Annotated in this window: 17 protein-coding genes; 6 read left to right on the forward strand and 11 right to left on the reverse strand. The window is 75.5% G+C overall.

The features are described 5' to 3' along the window. Nucleotide 1: 1 nt before the first annotated feature. The gene (locus tag J116_RS20615; RefSeq protein ID WP_023588968.1) at nucleotides 2-1,309 is read right to left on the reverse strand and encodes an MFS transporter; all 1,308 of its coding nucleotides are present in this window, start codon (nucleotides 1,307-1,309) and stop codon (nucleotides 2-4) included. Nucleotides 1,310-1,355: 46 nt separating this feature from the next. After that, complete coding sequence (locus J116_RS20620; protein ID WP_023588969.1) at nucleotides 1,356-1,964, reverse strand: hypothetical protein; 609 nt, start codon at nucleotides 1,962-1,964, stop codon at nucleotides 1,356-1,358. Between the two features lie 91 nt (nucleotides 1,965-2,055). Here J116_RS20620 and npdG point away from each other — a divergent pair, with 91 nt between their 5' ends. Together npdG and J116_RS30160 are read left to right on the forward strand one after the other, a co-directional pair. After that, nucleotides 2,056-2,781, forward strand: coding sequence for an NADPH-dependent F420 reductase (gene npdG, locus J116_RS20625; protein WP_023588970.1), 726 nt, complete (start codon nucleotides 2,056-2,058; stop codon nucleotides 2,779-2,781). A gap of 124 nt (nucleotides 2,782-2,905) precedes the next feature. Next, nucleotides 2,906-3,079 carry a hypothetical protein gene (locus J116_RS30160; protein ID WP_023588971.1) on the forward strand — a complete coding sequence of 58 codons (174 nt, stop codon included), beginning with the start codon at nucleotides 2,906-2,908 and terminating at the stop codon, nucleotides 3,077-3,079. Here the strand turns inward: J116_RS30160 and J116_RS20630 are convergent. Together J116_RS20630 and panB are read right to left on the reverse strand one after the other, a co-directional pair. Then, the gene (locus tag J116_RS20630; RefSeq protein ID WP_023588972.1) at nucleotides 3,069-3,875 is read right to left on the reverse strand and encodes a site-2 protease family protein; all 807 of its coding nucleotides are present in this window, start codon (nucleotides 3,873-3,875) and stop codon (nucleotides 3,069-3,071) included. The genes J116_RS30160 and J116_RS20630 overlap by 11 nt on opposite strands. Before the next feature lie 302 nt (nucleotides 3,876-4,177). Then, a complete protein-coding gene (gene panB / locus J116_RS20635; RefSeq protein ID WP_023588973.1) occupies nucleotides 4,178-5,077 on the reverse strand; it encodes a 3-methyl-2-oxobutanoate hydroxymethyltransferase in 900 nt (299 codons plus the stop codon). A gap of 179 nt (nucleotides 5,078-5,256) precedes the next feature. Between panB and J116_RS20640 the strand changes: the two genes are divergently transcribed. Together J116_RS20640 and J116_RS20645 are read left to right on the forward strand one after the other, a co-directional pair. After that, entirely contained in the window at nucleotides 5,257-6,924 is a 1,668-nt protein-coding gene (locus tag J116_RS20640) for an MFS transporter (RefSeq protein WP_023588974.1), read from the forward strand. Between the two features lie 391 nt (nucleotides 6,925-7,315). Next, nucleotides 7,316-8,341 (forward strand): endonuclease/exonuclease/phosphatase family protein, encoded by a 1,026-nt coding sequence (locus J116_RS20645; protein WP_023588975.1) that lies wholly within the window; start codon nucleotides 7,316-7,318, stop codon nucleotides 8,339-8,341. 86 nt (nucleotides 8,342-8,427) lie between these two features. Here J116_RS20645 and J116_RS20650 read toward each other — a convergent pair whose 3' ends face one another. The 3 genes from J116_RS20650 to J116_RS28765 all read right to left on the reverse strand — a co-directional run bounded on the left by J116_RS20650 (nucleotide 8,428) and on the right by J116_RS28765 (nucleotide 12,694). Next, nucleotides 8,428-10,194, reverse strand: coding sequence for an NAD+ synthase (locus J116_RS20650; RefSeq protein ID WP_023588976.1), 1,767 nt, complete (start codon nucleotides 10,192-10,194; stop codon nucleotides 8,428-8,430). Nucleotides 10,195-10,402: 208 nt separating this feature from the next. Then, nucleotides 10,403-12,100 (reverse strand): multicopper oxidase family protein, encoded by a 1,698-nt coding sequence (locus tag J116_RS20655; protein ID WP_079147928.1) that lies wholly within the window; start codon nucleotides 12,098-12,100, stop codon nucleotides 10,403-10,405. A gap of 114 nt (nucleotides 12,101-12,214) precedes the next feature. Then, nucleotides 12,215-12,694, reverse strand: coding sequence for a hypothetical protein (locus tag J116_RS28765; RefSeq protein WP_079147780.1), 480 nt, complete (start codon nucleotides 12,692-12,694; stop codon nucleotides 12,215-12,217). On the opposite strand from J116_RS28765, the gene J116_RS20665 reads away from it, so the two are divergent. Together J116_RS20665 and J116_RS20670 are read left to right on the forward strand one after the other, a co-directional pair. After that, nucleotides 12,693-13,517 carry a DUF998 domain-containing protein gene (locus J116_RS20665; protein WP_079147781.1) on the forward strand — a complete coding sequence of 275 codons (825 nt, stop codon included), beginning with the start codon at nucleotides 12,693-12,695 and terminating at the stop codon, nucleotides 13,515-13,517. The genes J116_RS28765 and J116_RS20665 overlap by 2 nt on opposite strands. Nucleotides 13,518-13,716: 199 nt before the next feature. Continuing rightward, nucleotides 13,717-14,553 (forward strand): alpha/beta hydrolase, encoded by an 837-nt coding sequence (locus tag J116_RS20670; protein WP_201258861.1) that lies wholly within the window; start codon nucleotides 13,717-13,719, stop codon nucleotides 14,551-14,553. A gap of 29 nt (nucleotides 14,554-14,582) precedes the next feature. Here J116_RS20670 and J116_RS20675 read toward each other — a convergent pair whose 3' ends face one another. The 4 genes from J116_RS20675 to J116_RS20690 form a co-directional block, all read right to left on the reverse strand. After that, nucleotides 14,583-15,002, reverse strand: coding sequence for a CBS domain-containing protein (locus tag J116_RS20675; RefSeq protein WP_023588981.1), 420 nt, complete (start codon nucleotides 15,000-15,002; stop codon nucleotides 14,583-14,585). Nucleotides 15,003-15,179: 177 nt separating this feature from the next. Next, nucleotides 15,180-15,965, reverse strand: a complete 786-nt coding sequence (locus J116_RS20680) for a DUF305 domain-containing protein (protein WP_028964327.1) — start codon at nucleotides 15,963-15,965, stop codon at nucleotides 15,180-15,182. A 77-nt stretch (nucleotides 15,966-16,042) separates the two neighbouring features. After that, a complete protein-coding gene (locus J116_RS20685) occupies nucleotides 16,043-16,702 on the reverse strand; it encodes a DUF3105 domain-containing protein (RefSeq protein ID WP_023588983.1) in 660 nt (219 codons plus the stop codon). Nucleotides 16,703-16,810: 108 nt separating this feature from the next. Beyond that, entirely contained in the window at nucleotides 16,811-17,212 is a 402-nt protein-coding gene (locus J116_RS20690) for a hypothetical protein (RefSeq protein ID WP_235617369.1), read from the reverse strand. Nucleotides 17,213-17,257: the final 45 nt, after the last annotated feature.

Genomic DNA, 17,257 nt, shown 5'->3' on the forward strand with positions numbered 1-17,257 from the left:
CCTAGTCCCGCGCCCGCGCCTCCGCCTGTGCCTGTGCCCCGGCCTGTTCCTGGGCCGCGCGGCGGCGGCGGGCGTCCGGGTCGGTCGTGGCGTCGTACGACACGAGCCTCGGCAGCGCCGCCGCAAGCAGCCCCACCGCCGCCACGCACGCGACACCGCCGCCCCAGACAGCGCCGCGCGTGCCGGTCCAGCCCGCCATCGTGCCCGCCCGCAGCTGCCCCAGCTGCGGGCCCACGCTGTACGACAGCACCTCGATCCCGGCCAGACGGCCCCGCAACTCGTCCGGGATCGTCTGGTTCCAGATCGTCGAGCGGCCCAGACCGCTCAGCAAGTCGCCCGCGCCCGCGAAGGCCAGGCACAGCAGCACCAACCACACGCTGTCGAACCAGCCCGCGCCCGCCACGGCGAGCCCCCACCCGGCGGCGCCGAGCACCACCATCAGCCCGTGCCGCCGCACCCGGGACGTCCACCCGCTGGTCAGGCTCAGCACCACCGCGCCCACCGACTCGGCCGCGTACATCAGACCCAGCGCCCAGGGCGCGCCCATCTCGTCCGCGAGGAACGGGAACAGCGTCGGCGGGTACGCCAGCAGCATCGCCGCCAGGTCCACCGCGTACGTGCCGAGCAGCACCGGCCGGGACCAGGCGTACCGGGCGCCCTCCGCGATGCCGCGCAGCGACGGCTTGTCGGAGCCGCCCGACGGCGGGGCCGGGGACAGCCGCAGGCACAGCAGCACCGACACGGCGAAGCAGCCGACCGTCGTCGCGTACGCCGTGCCGTGCCCCGCGAACGCCACCACGAGGCCCGCCACGGCGGGACCGGCGATGGCGCCCACCTGCCAGCGCAGCGCGTTCAGCGCGGCCGACGCGGGGAGCTGGTCGTGCGGCACGATCCGCGCCATCAGCGAGTCGAGCGCGGGCCGCTGGAGCCCGGCCATCGCGGACACACCGGCCGCGACCACGTACAGCGGCCACAGCAGCGGCTCCGGCAGCAGCGCGTTGACCAGCAGGATCGCGGCGAGCACCGCCATGCCCGCCTCCGTGGCGAGGATCACCCGCCGCCGGTCCACCGCGTCGGCGAGCGCGCCCCCGTACAGCCCGAAGACGATCAGCGGGATCAGCTCGACCGCGCCCATCGCGCCGACCGCGAACGGCGAACCGGTCAGCTCCTTGATCTGGAGCGGCAGCGCGACCATCGCGGTGAAGCTGCCGAAGTAGGCGATGAGCCCCTGCGTCCACAGCAGGCGGAAGTCACGGGACGACCGCCACGGGGACAGGTCGGGCAGGATCGCGGCGAGCTTCGAGGTCACGGGGCGCCATGCTGCGTGCCCGCCCTCACCCCCGGCAACCGGATTTTCACCAGCGGGCGGGCGGCGGCGACGTCAGGAGGTCCGCGAGCCGCGACAGCCGGTCCCTGAACCGGACCCGGCCCCGTGGCCGCGGCACACCGTTCTCCCCGGCCGCCGCGCTCACCAGATGCTGCACCGTGTCCAGGTCGACGCCCTCCTCGCGCGCCGGGTCCACGGAGAGCGACTCGTGCGCCAGGGCGTGGACCTCCCGGTCGCCGCCGTCCAGCGACAGCACCGTCGCCCCCGCCCTGCGCGCCCCGTGGACCCGCTCCAGCAGCCCGCCGTCCGGCCGGTCCGGCGCCACCACCAGCAGCGTCGCCCCGCGCCCCGCCGCCTCGAGCCGCCCGAGCCCCACCGCCAGGTGCGCCGGGTCGGCGGGCCGCACCCGGTGCCGTACAAGGGTCGGGGACAGCTCGGGCAGGCCCGCCCACATCGCCTCGTCCACCAGGTGCGCGGCCAGGTGCCACGGCTCGTACTCGGCGGTGCCCACCAGCAGCAGCCCGCCCCCGTGCCGTACGACGGACGACCGCAGCGCACCGGCGAAGTCGCGCGCCGCCGCCGGCCACGCCGTACCGGCGAGCACATCACGCAGCAGAGCGACCCGTACGGCATCCATGGCGCCGCATTTTGCCCGCGCCGGCCCGCCCGGCGCGGCGCTTCCCCGCCCTGTCACCCGTTCGGGGGTGGTGGCACGTAGTGTCGGCACCATGAGTGAGACGGAGACCAAGAAGCCGCCCGCCCGCGACCCGTGGGACCTCCCCGACGTGTCCGGCCTCGTCGTCGGCGTCCTCGGCGGCACCGGCGACCAGGGGCGCGGCCTCGCCTACCGGCTGGCCCGCGCGGGCCAGAAGGTGATCATCGGTTCGCGCGCCGCCGACCGGGCCCGCGCGGCCGCCGCCGAGCTGGGCCTCGGCGTCGAGGGCGCCGACAACGCCGAGTGCGCCCGCCGCAGCGACATCGTGATCGTCGCCGTGCCGTGGGACGGCCACGCCGCGACGCTCACCGCGCTCCGCGACGACCTGCGCGGCAAGCTCGTCGTGGACTGCGTCAACCCGCTCGGCTTCGACAAGCAGGGGGCCTACGCGCTCAAGCCCGAGGAGGGCAGCGCCGCCCAGCAGGCCGCCGCGCTGCTCCCCGAGTCCCGGGTGACGGCGGCGTTCCACCACCTGTCGGCGGTGCTGCTCCAGGACGAGACGATCGACGAGATCGACACGGACGTGATGGTCCTCGGCGAGAAGCGCGCCGACACGGACCTGGTGCAGGCGCTCGCCGCGCGCATCCCCGGCATGCGGGGCGTGTTCGCCGGGCGGCTCCGCAATGCCCACCAGGTGGAGGCGCTGGTCGCGAACCTGATCTCCGTGAACCGCCGCTACAAGGCCCACGCCGGGCTGCGCCTCACCGACGTCGAGCGGACTCCGGAGCAGGCGCCGTAGCGGAGGCCGCGGCAGGCGCCGTGGCGGGCGCCGGGCACGGTCGTGGGGGCACGGGGCGGGGCACCGGGGCGCATGGGGGACACTGGACGGGCACGACCGCCCGTACCGGACAGGAGCAGACCCCATGCCCCGCCTCGCCCTCTACACGCTCGTCGTCTGCGTCCTCGCGACGGTGGCGGCCGTGGTCTCGTTCGTCCAGGGCCCGTGGTGGCTCGGCATCGTCTGGGTGCTGCTCGCCGGTGTCTCCTCCAACATGAGCTGGTACTACTGGCGCCGCTCCCGCCAGGTCACCGAGTGACGTCCACGTCCGCGAGGTACGCGCACGTCGGGTCGGCAGCCTGCCAGAACCGGTAGAGGTCGCGCCCGCAGTACGACTCCACCTCGCCGACGCCCAGCGCGCCGAGCACGCCGTCCACCAGGCCGAAGAACACCTGGTTCACCTCCGGCGCGAGCAGCAGCACGAACACCGCGATCAGCCCGTACGGCGCGAACGGCTCGACCGCCCGCCGGGCCCGCTCCGACAGCCACGGCTCCAGCACCCCGTACCCGTCGAGCCCCGGCACCGGCAGGGCGTTCAGCAGGGCCGCCGTCACCTGGAGCAGCGCCACGAACCCCAGCGCGAACCGGAACCCGACCGGGACGCCGTCCAGCGCGCCCAGCCAGAACGGCGCCGTGCACACGAGCGCGAACAGCACGTTCGTCAGCGGGCCCGCCGCCGAGATCAGGCTGTGCCGCAGACGGCCCCGGATGCGGTGCCGCTCGATGAACACCGCCCCGCCGGGCAGCCCGATGCCGCCCATGACCAGGAACAGCACCGGCAGCAGCACGCTCAGCACGGCGTGGGTGTACTTCAGCGGGTTGAGCGTCAGATAGCCCTTGGCGGCCACGGACAGGTCGCCGCTGTGCAGCGCGGTCCGGGCGTGCGCGTACTCGTGGAGGCACAGCGACACGACCCACGCGCCGGTGACGAACAGGAACACGGCGACGGCGAGACCGATCCCGGAGGCGCCCCAGACCGCCCACCCGGCGGCCGCGGTGACGGCGGCGATGGCCAGGAACACGGGGCTGACCCGGCGGGACGCTTCGACGGCCACGGGCGGACCTCCTCCTGCTGCGGGACCCGTTCGCGGGCCCGTTCGGGACCACCGACCGTACCCGCCGCGCGCCCCGCGACACCCCCGAACGGAGCAAGAGCCCCCGGCCTCGCGGGCCCGGGAGGCCCGAGGACCGGGGAAGGCCGACGGCCCGAGGACGGGGAAGCCCGACGGCGCCCGAGGACGGGGGAAGGCCGACGGCCCGCCGATGGGGGAAGTCGGCGGGCCGTCGTCCGTACCGCGGTGGCTCGTGCCGTACGGGCCGGGCACCCGGGAACCGGGGCCCGTACGTGCCGGGGCGGCTAGTGGAAGGTGTGCTCCTCGGCGGGGAACGCCCCGCCCGCCACGTCCCGCCCGAACGCCTGGGCCGCGTCGCCCAGGGTGCGGCGCAGGTCGGCGTACTGCTTGGTGAAGCGCGGCACCTTCCCGCCGGTCAGCCCGGCCATGTCGGTCCACACGAGGACCTGCGCGTCCGTGTCGGGGCCAGCGCCGATGCCGATCGTCGGGATGTGCAGCGACCGGGTCACCTCGGCGGCCAGCTCGGCCGGTACGAGCTCCAGCACCACCGCGAACGCGCCCGCGTCCTGCGCGGCCTTGGCGTCCCGCAGCAGCCGGTGCGCGTCCTCGTCGGCGCGGCCCTGCACCCGGTAACCCATCGTGTTCACGGACTGCGGGGTCAGGCCGAGGTGCGACATCACCGGGATGCCCGCCTGGACCAGCATCCGCGTCTGGGGCAGCGAACGCTCACCGCCCTCCAGCTTGACCGCGCCGACCCCGGCCTCCTTCACCAGCCGCGTCGCCGACCGCAGGGCCTGCACGGGGCCCTCCTGGTACGAGCCGAACGGCAGGTCGCCGACGACCAGGGCGCGCTTGGTGCCCCGCACCACGGCGGCGGACAGCAGCGCCATCTCGTCCATCGTGACCGGCACGGTCGTCTCGTAGCCGAGGTGGCAGTTGCCCATGGAGTCCCCGACGAGGAGGACCGGGATGCCGGCCTCGTCGAACACGGACGCCGTCATCGCGTCGTACGCGGTGAGCATCGGCCACTTCTCGCCGCGCTCCTTGGCGGCGGCGACGTCGTGCACGGTGACGCGGCGGTTGCCCTTGCCGCCGTACAGCGCCTTCGGGTTCGCGGCGCTCTGCTCCCCGCTCGCGCCGGGGCCGGTGTCGCCGGACTGTTTCGGGGCAGGCTGAAGCGTCATGTGAAACGGCTCCTTCGTCATCTCGAGGCGCCCTCACGGCGTCCCCGGACCACGTCCATGGTGGCACTTCGTGCCGCGCCGGGGGAAGTGGGGAGCGGGTGCGCGCCCTCACAGGGGCGGGGTGCCCGGGGGGAGTAGTACGAACGGCGCCCCGCCGGGTTCCGGCCTACGGTGAGCGCATGGACCGGTCCCCGCCCCCGCCGCACGGCCCGCCGCACCGAGTGCCGGAGGCGCCGTCGGAGGGTGTGCCGCCCGGCGGGCCGGAGGTGCCGCCCGAGGTGCACCGGCGGCGCTGGGTGATCCTCGCCGTGCTGATGCTGAGCCTGCTGTTCGTGGTGCTGGACAACTCCGTCCTCAACGTGGCGGTGAAGACCGTCGCGAGCCCGCCGCCCGTCGGGATCGGCGCGACCCAGAGCCAGCTGGAGTGGGCGATCAACGCGTACGCCCTGGTCTTCGCGGGGCTGCTGTTCACCGCGGGGCTCCTCGGCGACCGGATCGGCCGCCGCCGGACGCTGCTGTTCGGCACGCTCGTCTTCGGGATCGCCTCGGCGCTGGCCGCGTTCGCCGACTCGCCGGTCGAGCTGGTCGCGTACCGGGCGGTGATGGGTTTCGGCGCGGCGTTCGTGATGCCCGCGACGCTCGCCATCCTCATGAACGTCTTCGAACGGGACGAGCAGCCGCGCGCCATCGGCGTGTGGGTCGGCGCGGTCGGCGTGGCCATCGCGGTCGGCCCCGTCCTCGGCGGGCTGCTCCTCGAACACTTCTGGTGGGGCTCCATCTTCCTGGTGAACGTGCCGGTCGTCGCCGTGTCACTGGCCGCCGTGGCACTGCTGGTGCCGGAGTCCCGCGACCCCGCGCCCGGCGCGATCGACCCGGTCGGCGTCGCCCTGTCGATCGTCGGGCTCGTCCTGCTGGTGTTCGGGATCATCCGGGGCGGCGAGCTGGCCGACCTGACCGACCCGACCGTGCTGCTGCCCGTGGTCGGCGGGGCGCTGGTGCTGGCCGGGTTCGTCGTCCACGAGCGGCGCACCCCGCACCCGGCGCTGGACATGGCGTACTTCCGCGAGCCCGCCTTCTCGGCGGCGGTCGGCGGGATCGCGCTGGTCTTCTTCGCCCTGATGGGCGTGACCTTCGTGTCCGTCTTCTACCTCCAGTCCGTACGGGGCTTCAGCCCCCTCCAGGCCGGTCTGCTGCTCCTGCCGCTCGCCGTGACGCAGCTGCTGTTCGCGCCGCGCTCCCGTCTGGTGGTGCGGCGGTTCGGGGCGCGCGCGGTGTGCGCGGCGGGGCTGCTGGTGGTCGCCGCCTGCCTGGCCGCGTTCGCCGGGTTCGACACGGGCACCCCGGTGTGGGTGGTGGAGCTGGTGCTGTTCGCGCAGGGCGCGGGCATGGCGCACGTCATGCCGCCCGTGACGGTCGCCGTGATGCAGTCGCTGCCGCGCGAGAAGGCCGGGACCGGGTCGGCGGTGAACAACACGTTCCGGCAGGTCGGCGGGGCGCTCGGGGTGGCCGTGCTCGGGTCGCTGCTGTCGGCCGTGTACCGGGGCGGCATCGAGGGGCACCTCGACGCCGTGCCGCCGGGCGCGCGGGCGGCGGCGGGCGAGTCCGTGGAGGCCACCCTCGCCGCCGCGCGGCACCTGGGCCCGGCGGGCGAGGCCCTGGTCGCCCCGGCGCACGCCGCGTTCCTCTCGGCGATGCACGTCACGGCCCTGTGCGCGGCCGCGGTCGCCGCGGTGGGGGCGGCGGTGGTCGCCGCGTTCCTGCCGGGCCGCCGCCGCCCGGCCCGCGACGGAGGCGACCCCGAGCGGGCGGCGGAGGGCGGCGGTGCGCGGGAGTCCGTCGGCCGTTAGCCGCGGGCGGTTGGCGGGCGGCCGCGGGCCTCCGGCTTCCGGCCGCTGAGCGCTGGCCGCTCGCCGTCCGCCCGACTCGAACGTACGTACGTCACTGTCCTCCCCGCCGTACGGCCTCCACGCGCCCGTCCCGCCGTACGACCGCCACGCGCCCGACCGCCCACGGCCCGGGCCGTACGCCCCCGGAGCCCGTTCGTCCCGCCTGACCTGCGGCGGGGCCGGGGACGAGTGTGCGCGTTTCGTCACAACCCGCCCGTCGGCCGCTCCCCCCGGAACCCGTCCCGCGCCCCCCGTCGTCCCTCAGACAGTACGGCCCTGCCGCTACCCCGAGCGATCCCCTAGGGTCGGGGTCCGGCACGGGGAAGGATTAGCAGCAGGTGAGGACGACGGAATGGCGCGGGTGGACGGCATGACGGAGACGGGGAGCAGCGCCGCGGAGGAACGGCGCACGGGGTCCCGGGTCCGCTCCACGGTCGCCCGCTGGCGGCGCGACCCGGGCATCTGGCGGCGCGGCGCGTTCGTGTCGCTGTCGGCGATCCTGCTGGCGCTGCTGATGGTCCTCCACCGCCACATCCCCAACGACATCGGCAACCTGGGCAGCCTCATCGAGACGTTCCTGCCCTGGTTCGGGCTGCTCGTGCCGCTGCTGGCCGGTCTTGCCGTGCTGCGCCGCTCGGCGAACGCGCTGATCGCCGTCCTCATCCCGGCGGTCGTGTGGCTGAACCTGTTCGGCGGGCTCGTCACCGACAAGAACGGTCCCGGCGGCGACCTCATGGTCGTCTCGCACAACGTGAACGCCGACAACCCGGACCCGGAGGGCACCGCGTCCGCCGTCGCCGCGTCGAAGGCGGACGTGGTGGCGCTGGTGGAGCTGAAGCCCGCGATGGTGCCCGTGTACGAGAGGGCGCTGGCCGACGCGTACCCGTACCACTCGGTGCGCGGCACGGTCGGCCTGTGGAGCCGGTACCCGGTGGACGACTCCCGCCCCGTGGACATCCGGCTCGGCTGGACGCGCGCCATGCGGGCCACGGTGACCGCGCCGCAGGGTCCCGTCGCCGTGTACGTCGCCCACCTGCCGTCGGTGCGGGTCAAGCTGCACGCCGGGTTCACCGCCAACCAGCGGGACCGGAGCGCCGACCAGCTGGGCGAGGCGATCGCCGCCGAGCCGAACCCCCGGGTGATCCTCCTCGGTGACCTCAACGGCACGATGAACGACCGGTCCCTGAACGCGGTCACGTCCCAGATGCGCTCCACGCAGGGCGCCGCCGGTGACGGCATGGGCTTCAGCTGGCCCGCCGCCTTCCCGATGGCCCGCATCGACCAGATCCTCGTCCGGGGCGTCGAGCCGGTCGCCTCCTGGTCCCTGCCGCGCACCGACAGCGACCACCTGCCGATCGCCGCCCGCGTCACCTTCTGACCTCCCGACAGGCCCCGAGACGCGGGAGGGGGCGCCCGCCGGTTCCTGATCCCTGATCCGGCGGGCGCCCCCTCTTCCGTGGGCCGTCAGAGGCGGGTCGTGGTCGTCTCGCGCCAGTGGTTGGTGATGGGCAGCCTGCGGTCCTTTCCGAAGCCCTTCGCGGAGATCTTCGTCCCCGGCGGGTACTGGCGCCGCTTGTACTCCGCCACGTCCACCATCCGCAGCGTCCGCGCCACCAGCTCCTCGTCGAAGCCCGCCGCGACGATCGCGTCCTTGCCCTGGTCCCGGTCCACGTACAGCTCCAGGATCCGGTCCAGCACGTCGTAGTCGGGCAGCGAGTCCGTGTCCACCTGGCCCGGCCGCAGCTCAGCGCTGGGCGGCTTCGTGATCGAGCTCTCCGGGATCGGCGGGGTCTGGCCGCGCTCCTCGGCGGCCCGGTTGCGCCACCGCGCCAGCCGGAACACCGTCGTCTTGTACACGTCCTTGATCGGCCCGTACGCGCCCACCGAGTCGCCGTACAGCGTCGAGTAGCCCACCGCCAGCTCGGACTTGTTGCCCGGCGCCAGGACGATGTGGCCCTCCTGGTTGGACAGCGCCATCAGCAGCGTGCCGCGCAGCCGCGACTGGAGGTTCTCCTCGGCGAGACCGGTCAGCCCCAGCGACCCCATGTACGCGTCGAACATCGGCTCGATCGGCACGGTGCGGAAGTTCAGCCCGGTACGCCGGGCCAGATCCGCCGCGTCGGCCTTCGAGTGCTCCGACGAGTACCGCGACGGCATCGACACGCCGTACACGTTCGCCGCGCCCAGCGCGTCGCAGGCGATCGCGGCGACCAGCGCCGAGTCGATGCCGCCGGACAGGCCGACCAGCACCGACCGGAAGCCGTTCTTCGCGACGTACGCGCGCAGGCCGACGACCAGCGCCGAGTACACCTCCTCGTCGTCGTCAAGACGGTCCGCGTAGCCGCCGGTCAGCTCGGGCTCGTACGCGGGCAGCGGCTCCTCGGACAGGACGACCCGGTCGATCCGCAGCCCGTCGTCCACCACGCCGGTCACCGGCTCGGCGGACGCGGCCGGCAGGTCCAGGTCGAGGATCACGCTGCCCTCGGCGAACTGCGGGGCACGCGCGACGACCTCGCCGTGCGCGCCCACCACGATGGAGTCGCCGTCGAAGACCAGCTCGTCCTGGCCGCCGATCATCGCCAGGTACGCGGTGACGCAGCCCGCCTCCTGGGCGCGCTCGCGGACCAGTTCGAGGCGCGTGTCGTCCTTGTTCCGCTCGTACGGCGAGGCGTTGACGGAGACCAGCAGCCCGGCCCCCGCGCTGCGGGTGGCGGGGACGCGGCCGCCGTCCTGCCACAGGTCCTCGCAGATCGCCATCGCCACGTCCACGCCGTGGACCCGCAGGACCGGCAGCGAGTCGCCCGGCACGAAGTAGCGGAACTCGTCGAACACGCCGTAGTTCGGCAGGTGGTGCTTGGCGAACGTCAGCACCACCTCGCCGCCGTGCAGCACGGCGGCGGCGTTCTGCGGCGCGCCCGCGGGCTGGCCGTACTTCGGCTGGGCCCGCTCGGAGCGGTCCAGATAGCCGACGATCACCGGCAGGTCCCCGAGGCCCTCGGCGGCGAGGCGGGCGGCCAGCGCGCGCAGCCGGGCGCGCGACGCCTCCACGAACGACGACCGCAGGGCGAGGTCCTCGACGGGGTAGCCGGTCAGCGCCATCTCGGGGAACGCGACGAGGTGCGCTCCCTGCTCGGCGGCGTGCCGGGTCCAGTGCACGATCGCCTCGGCGTTCCCGGCGAGGTCGCCGACGGTCGAGTCGATCTGGTTCAGGGCGAGGCGTAGTTGAGGCACGCCGCCCAGTGTAATCGTCAAATCGACGCTATGTCCTGCGGGGCCCGCCGGAAGCCTTGCGCGGCCAGGGGTGCGGCGGCCCGGAGCGGGGCGCTCCGGCGGGCCGCCCCACCCGCGCGCGGGGGCTGTCCGGACCACGTGGACGGGCGGGCGGCGATGTGCGCCCGCCGCGCCCGCCGCGCCCGCCGCCGCCGCGCCCGCGCCGGGCCTACTTCCGGTAGCCCAGGACCGTCATCATGCCCGCCTCCGCGTGGTACACGTTGTGGCAGTGCAGCATCCACAGCCCCGGGTTGTCGGCGTCGAAGTCCACCGACAGCTTCTCGCCGGGCAGGATCACGGCCGTGTCCTTGCGCGGCCCGCCGGGGCCTCCCAGTGCGAACGTGTGGCCGTGCAGGTGCAGCGGGTGCCACATCTCCGTCGCGTTGGTGAACACCAGCCGCACCCGCTCGCCCGCCCTCACCGGGTGCCGCTGGTCCGCCGTGTACGGCTTGCCGTCGAACGCCCAGTCGTACGCGGCCATCCCGCCGGTCAGCCGGATCGCCACCGTACGGTCAGGGGTGCGGGCCTTCAGGGCCACCGGCCCGGCCGCCTCCAGCCGGGCGGCGGTCAGCACCGGCCCGTCCAGCTCCCTGGGGCGGACACGAGCGCCGGGCGCCGCGCCCTTGCCGGTCCGCAGCACCGCCAGCGCGGCGGCCTTCTTGCCCTCGGCGGCGGCCACCAGCGGGAACACCCCGTCCCCGGCGGTCACCACCACGTCGTACCGCTCGCCCATGCCGATCAGCAGCGCGCCGGTCTCGGCGGGCCGGACCGGGAAGCCGTCCGTGTGGGTCACCGTCATGCGGTGGCCGCCGAGCGCGACGCGGAAGGCCGTGTCGCCGCCCGCGTTGACGATCCGCAGCCGTACCCGGCCGCCCGGCCTGGCGCGGAACTCCGAAGGGGAGTGTGGCGTACGGCCGTTGACCAGGTAGTACGGGTAGGCCACATCGCCCGCGTCACCGCCGAGCAGGTCGCTGGTGGCGCCCATCACCATCCGGGAGGGTCCGCCGGAGGCGGCGGGCGACGGGGACGCCCCGGCCTCGTGGCCCGCGTGCCCCTCGTGGCCGCCGGAACCGCTTCCGCCGCCGGCCGAGTGCCCCTCGTGGCCGCCTCCGTGCGCGCCCCCGTGGCCGCCGCCCATGCCGCGGCTCAGCTCGGCCAGTACGGCGTCCGGGGTGGAGCCGTCCACGCCGTCCAGCCAGTCGTCCAGCACGACGACCCACTCCGCGTCGTACGCCAGCGGTTCCTTCGGGTCCTCCACGATCAGCGGCGCGTACAGACCCCGGTCCTGCTGGGTGCCCGAGTGCGGGTGGAACCAGTACGTGCCCGGGTGCGGCACCGCGAACCGGTACGTGAACTCCGTGCCGGGCGCGATGTCCCGCTGGGTCAGGCCGGGCACCCCGTCCATGTCGTTGCGCAGCGCCAGGCCGTGCCAGTGCAGGGACGTCGCCCGCGGCAGGTGGTTGGCGAGCGTCAGCGCCAGCGTGTCGCCCGCCGTGACCCGCACCTCCTTGCCGGGCAGCTCCCCGTCGTACGCCCAGGACCGCACCGTACGGCCCGCGCCCAGGTCGAACGTGGCGGCCGTGGCGGTGACGCGGACGGTACGGACCGGGCCCTTGCCGCGCGCGGCCTCGGCGGCGGCGACCTCGGGCCCGTCCGGGGCGACGAACCCCTGCGGGGCGGTGGACGCGGCCGGTGCTCCGTGCCCGCCGTGGGACGAGCCGCCCGAGCCCGTGCAGGCGGAGAGGGCGGCCGTACCGGCGACGGCGAGACCCGCGCCGAGGAGGGCGCGGCGGGACGGGGGAGGGGACGGGGTGCGGGCCTGGTCCTCGGCCCGGGGGCCGGGCGGGGGTGTGCGGAGTTCACGCATGACGAAGAACACCTCGTATCGGTGTGAAGTGGTACGGATCAGGAAGACGCCGGGCGCCGTGCGGGCGCGCCGGGGCAGCGGGGGGACACGGGCGGGTGCCGTGTCGCGCCGCTTCTAGATCCGCAACACCGAGAGTTCCGCGAGGGCCACGCGCAGGGGCGTCGGCGGGGGCGGGTGCCACAGGGCGCCGGGTACCCACCGGACGGCGGAACCCGCGTCCGGGCCGCGTACCGTACGACGGCCGCGCCGCGGCAGCCGCAGCGCGCCCAGCCCGGCCAGGCCGAAGCCCGCCGAACCGATCAGCGCCAGGCACATCGAGGCCGCATCCAAACCGCTCAGCGGCGCGTCTTCAGGGGCGACAGGCGCCGGGGCCCCGTGCGCGGTCGCGTGCCCGTGTGACTCCGAGAGCTCCCAGGAATCCGCCGGGGACGCCGGGCCGTGCGCGGGCGCCGCCACCGAGTGCGCACCCGCATGCTCCGAAGGATGGCCCCACGTGTGCATCGTCACGATGCCGAACAGCAGGGCGGCGAGCAGCACGAGCTGCCCGTACCGCGACGCGCCCCCGGCACGCCGCACCCTCACCCTGGCGACCATGCTCCGCAGCCTACCCCTCCGGGGTACCGCCGGTGCGGGCGCCCGGCGGGACGACGACGGCACGCGGGGCGCCGGCGGGGCGCGTCGGCCCTCGTGGGCGCGAGACGGGGCCGCGCGTGAGGAACGCGGGCGCGGCGGCGGCGCGCCAGGGCCGTTCGGGGCGGTCCTGATCGTGCTGGGCGCCCTCGCGTACAGCGTCTGGCTCCTGGAACTGCCGCTCGCCGCCGGCCTGGACCCCGTCCAGTCGTACGTCAGCGAACTGGCAGCCACCGACCAGCCGCTCGGCGCCCTGTTCCGCACCGCCGACCTGGTCGCGGGCGTCCTGCTGCTGGCCGCCGCGCTGCCCCCGCTGGCCGCCGCCCGGCGCCGGTTCTGGGCGGCCACCGGATGGGCGGCGCTCGCCCTGTTCGGCGCGGCCACCGCCGTCGACTCCCGGCTGCCGCTCAGCTGCGCGCCCACCGCCGACACCGCGTGCGCGGCCCGCGAGGACGCAGGTCTCGTCCCGTTCACCCACGCCGCCCACGCCGTGAGCTCCGGCCTCGCGATGGTCGGCGCGGTCACGGCGGTCGTCGCGCTCACCGTCGCCGCCCGCCGCTACGGCTGGTGGCCGCCCCTCGCCCGTACGGGGCCCGTCCTCGTGGTCCTGGAGCTGGCCGCCACCGCGTGGACGCTCGTGGCGGTCGCCGCGTTCGAGGCCGGGCGCGGCCACTGGGCGCTCGGCGCGGGCCAGCGCGCGCAACTCCTGCTGGTGGCGGTGTGGCTGCTGCTCCTGGCGTGGAGCCTGCGGGCGGGACGGGCCACCCGGACGGGGGCGCGGCCGTGAGCCGGGAGCGGTCGGCGGGCCCGCGTGCGGCCGGCCGCCGGGGGCGGGACCCGGACAGGCGCGCTCCCGTGAGCCGGGGGCGGGTCACCCGCACGGGGCCGCGCCGGTGAGCCGGGGGCGGTCGGCGGGCCCCGGTGCGGCCGTGGGCCGGGCGGTCGCGGACCGGGCGGTCGTGGGGGTGGGGAGCCGGTTCGTACGGATCGGGGGCGTGCCGCACCACGTGGTCGTCGAGGGCTCCGGCCCGGTGTGCGTGCTGAGCGCCGGGCTCGCGCTGTGCTGGTTCGACTGGGACCCGGTCGTGCCGCTGCTGGCCCCGCACCGCACGGTCGTCCGCTTCGACCGGCCGGGGCACGGGCTGAGCGGCCCCGCCCGCACGGCGCCGACCGCGCGGGGCGAGGCGCACCGGATCGCCGCCCTGCTGGACGCGCTCGGCATGGGCGGTGAGCGGGCGACGGTCGTCGGACACTCCCTGGCCGGGTTCCACGCGGAGGCGTTCGCGCGGCTGTACCCGGCGCGTACGGCCGCGCTGGTCCTGGCGGACGCGTCCGCGGAGGAGGCCGCTCGGATGCCGGGTGCGCGGGCCGCCGCCCTGCGCACGGCCGCGGCGCGGGCCACCGGGGCGGTGCTCGCCGCCGCGGGCGTGCCGGCCGCGCTGGGCCCGTACGCCCGCCGCGCGCTGGTCCGCCTGTCCCGTGCGGGGTACGCGCCGGACCCGGCCCGCCCCGAGGCGGTACGCCGCTGCTACCGGGGCCGCCGCGCGCTGGACGGCGCCCTGCTGGAGAACGCCCACTACCGGGCCGTCGCCGCCGGGCTCCTCGCCCTGCGCGCCCGGCACCCGCTGCCCGGGGCGCTGCCGGTCACCGTGCTGGCCGCCCCCGACTCCCCGGACGGCACCGACCGCTGGACGGCCCGCCAACGGGCGCTCGCCGCCGCCCTGGACGCCCGCCTCGCCCTCGTCCCCGACGCGGGGCACCTGATCATGCTGGACCGCCCCGGCGCGGTGGCCGGGGCGGTCCTCCACCCGCCGGGCCGGTGAGGCCGGCGGGGGCGTGGCGTACGTACGGGTCAGGCGCGCGCGTACACGCCCTGGGCGAACTCGGCGACCTGGTCGTCGGGCAGGTGCCGGGCGAGGTCGGCCTCGCTGATGATGCCGACCAGCCGCTTGTTCTCGATGACCGGGAGGCGCTTGATCTGGTGGCCCCGCATCTCCTGGAGCACCTGGTTCACGTCCGCGTTGGCGTCGATCCAGCGGGGGGTGCCCTCGGCGATGTCGCCGCAGGTGACACGGGACGGGTCATGGCCCGCCGCGACGCACTTGATGACGATGTCGCGGTCCGTGACGATGCCGCAGAGCCGCTCGTTCTCGTCGGCGATGGGCAGCGCGCCCACATTGTGCTCGCGCATCAGCTGCGCGGCACGGTCCAGGGTCTCGTGGGCGGGAATCCAGTGGGCCCCGGGGTGCATGATGTCTCGGGCGGTGGTCATGAGGCGCGTTCCTCCGTAAAGGGCATACGTGGTCTCCCCGAGCCCCTCCATTCTCAACGCGCCCACCCGCCCCCGCGACCGCTGGCGGCCGCCGCGACCGCCTTCGGGAGGCGGCCGCGACGGCCGGTTCCGGGCCCGCGCGCCGAGCCGTGGCCGGCCGGCGGGGGCCCGTGCGGGTCAGCCGCGCGGCTTGGCGCCGCGCTTCGCCAGCAGGTCGGTCATCAGGTTGATCTCCGACTGCTGGGCGTCCACCATGCCCTGCGCGAGGTTCCGCTGGACGTCCACGCGGCACGCGTCGGCACAGCCCTGCGCCATGTCCACGCCGCCCTTGTGGTGGTCGATCATCAGCTGGAGGTACAGCACCTCGGCGGCGACGCCGTCGGCCGAACGCAGCCGCTCCAGCTCGGCCTTGGTGGCCATGCCGGGCATGAGCGCCCCGCCGTCGGCCACCTGACCGCCCGAGCCGCCCGAGCCGCCACCGCCGTGCGCGGCCCCGTGCCCGCCGTCGTGGCCGCCGTGCGTGTTCCCGTGACCGGCCTCGGGCGAGGCGCCGTGACCGTCGTGCGACGAGCCGTGGCCGCCGCCCATCCAGGCCATCGGCTCACGGTCCGGTGCCGTCTTCGGCAGACCCCACAGGTCGAGCCAGCCCAGCATCATGCCGCGCTGGTTCGCCTGCGTGTTGGCGATGTCGTACGCCAGGCGGCGCACCTCGTCGTCGTCCGTGCGGTCCCGCACGATGAACGACATCTCCACCGCCTGCTGGTGGTGCACCGACATGTCCCGGGCGAACCCGGCGTCCGCCGAGTCGTCGCCCGGCACGGCGGCTGCCGACGCCGAGGAGCCCCCGCCGTCCCGGCCCAGCGCCGTGAGCGTGGCCCAGCCCGCGAACAGCAGCGCCAGGACCACCACCCCCGCCGCGAGCCACAACGTCCGGCCGCCCGGGCCCGTACGGGTGACGACCACCCCGGCCGCCTCCGCCTCCGGGCCCGCCTCCGGACCTTCCTCCGGACCCGACCCGGGCTCCGGCTCCGTACGGGAGGTCACTTCTTCGTCATCCCGTTCAGCCCGCCCGTGCACGCCGCGCCCGGCTCCGGCGTCTGCGGGCCCTGCACGTACTTGGTGAAGAACTGGTTCACGCGCGGGTCGTCGGCGTCGTCCACGGTGACCTGCTTGCCCCACGCCGACAGCATGATCGCGCCGGCCTGGTCCTTGACCGGGCTCATCATCGTGTACGGCGTCCGGGAGACCTTCTTCTCCAGCGCCTCGACCGCGTCCTTCGGCGCCTTGTCGTTGTACGTCACCCACACCGCGCCGTGCTCCAGCGAGTGGACGGCGTTCACCTCGGGGACGGGCTCCTTGTAGACGGTGCCGTCACAGTCCATCCACACCTGGTGGTGGTCACCGCCGACCGGCGGCTTCATCGGGTACGCCACCGTCTGCGTCACGTGCTCGCGGCCCAGCGTCTTCGCGTCCCAGGTCTTCTCGTCCTTGATGGGGGCCTTGGCGGCGGCCTCCTGCTGCTGCTTCTCCTTCGACTCCTCGTTGAGCACGTACGCGCCGAAGCCGACGAGACCGGCGACGACGGCGCCGCTCAGCGACAGGGTGATGACGCGCGTGCGGCGCTCGCGGGCCCGCTCGGCCTTGCGCATCTGCTCTATGCGGGCCCGGCGGTCGGCGGACGAGGAACGGTTGGCGGCCATGGTGAATCGATGTCCTTCTGCGAAAGCGCTCCCGGTCGGGGGCGCGCGGGGGAAAGGGGGAGCTGACGGGAGAGCCGGCGCCGGCACGGCCGTGCGCCGGGCCGTCCGTCAGGTCCGCAGCACCTGAAGGACGTGCAGGTCGGGGGCGCGCGGCGGGGCGCGGGTGCCGTCCGCCCGTACCGCCCCGGGCGCGGGGCCGAGCGGGGCGAGCCCGTCCGCGTACAGCGGCGGGTCCATCGGCGGGACGGTCAGCACCGCCGGGTTCAGCGGCGGGGACAGGCCGCAGTCGCGGTCGTCGTACGGGCAGACGAACCGGCTCCAGACCACCGCGGCGGGATCGAACGGCAGCGGGTCGGCCACGACGGCCGCACGCGCCGAGGGGTGCCCGGCGGCGGACACGGCGGCGCCGTCCTGGCCGGAGTGCGCCCCGAGCCCCGCCGAATGGCCCGCCGGGCCGGAACAGAGGTACAGCGCGGCGAGGAGCGTCGCCACGGCGCTCAACAGGGCCATGGGACGCACGATGCGCGCGGGGCGCGTGTTGCGTATGAGCCGCAG

This window comes from Streptomyces thermolilacinus SPC6, from assembly GCF_000478605.2.
GTDB classification, from domain to species: Bacteria; Actinomycetota; Actinomycetes; order Streptomycetales; family Streptomycetaceae; genus Streptomyces; species Streptomyces thermolilacinus.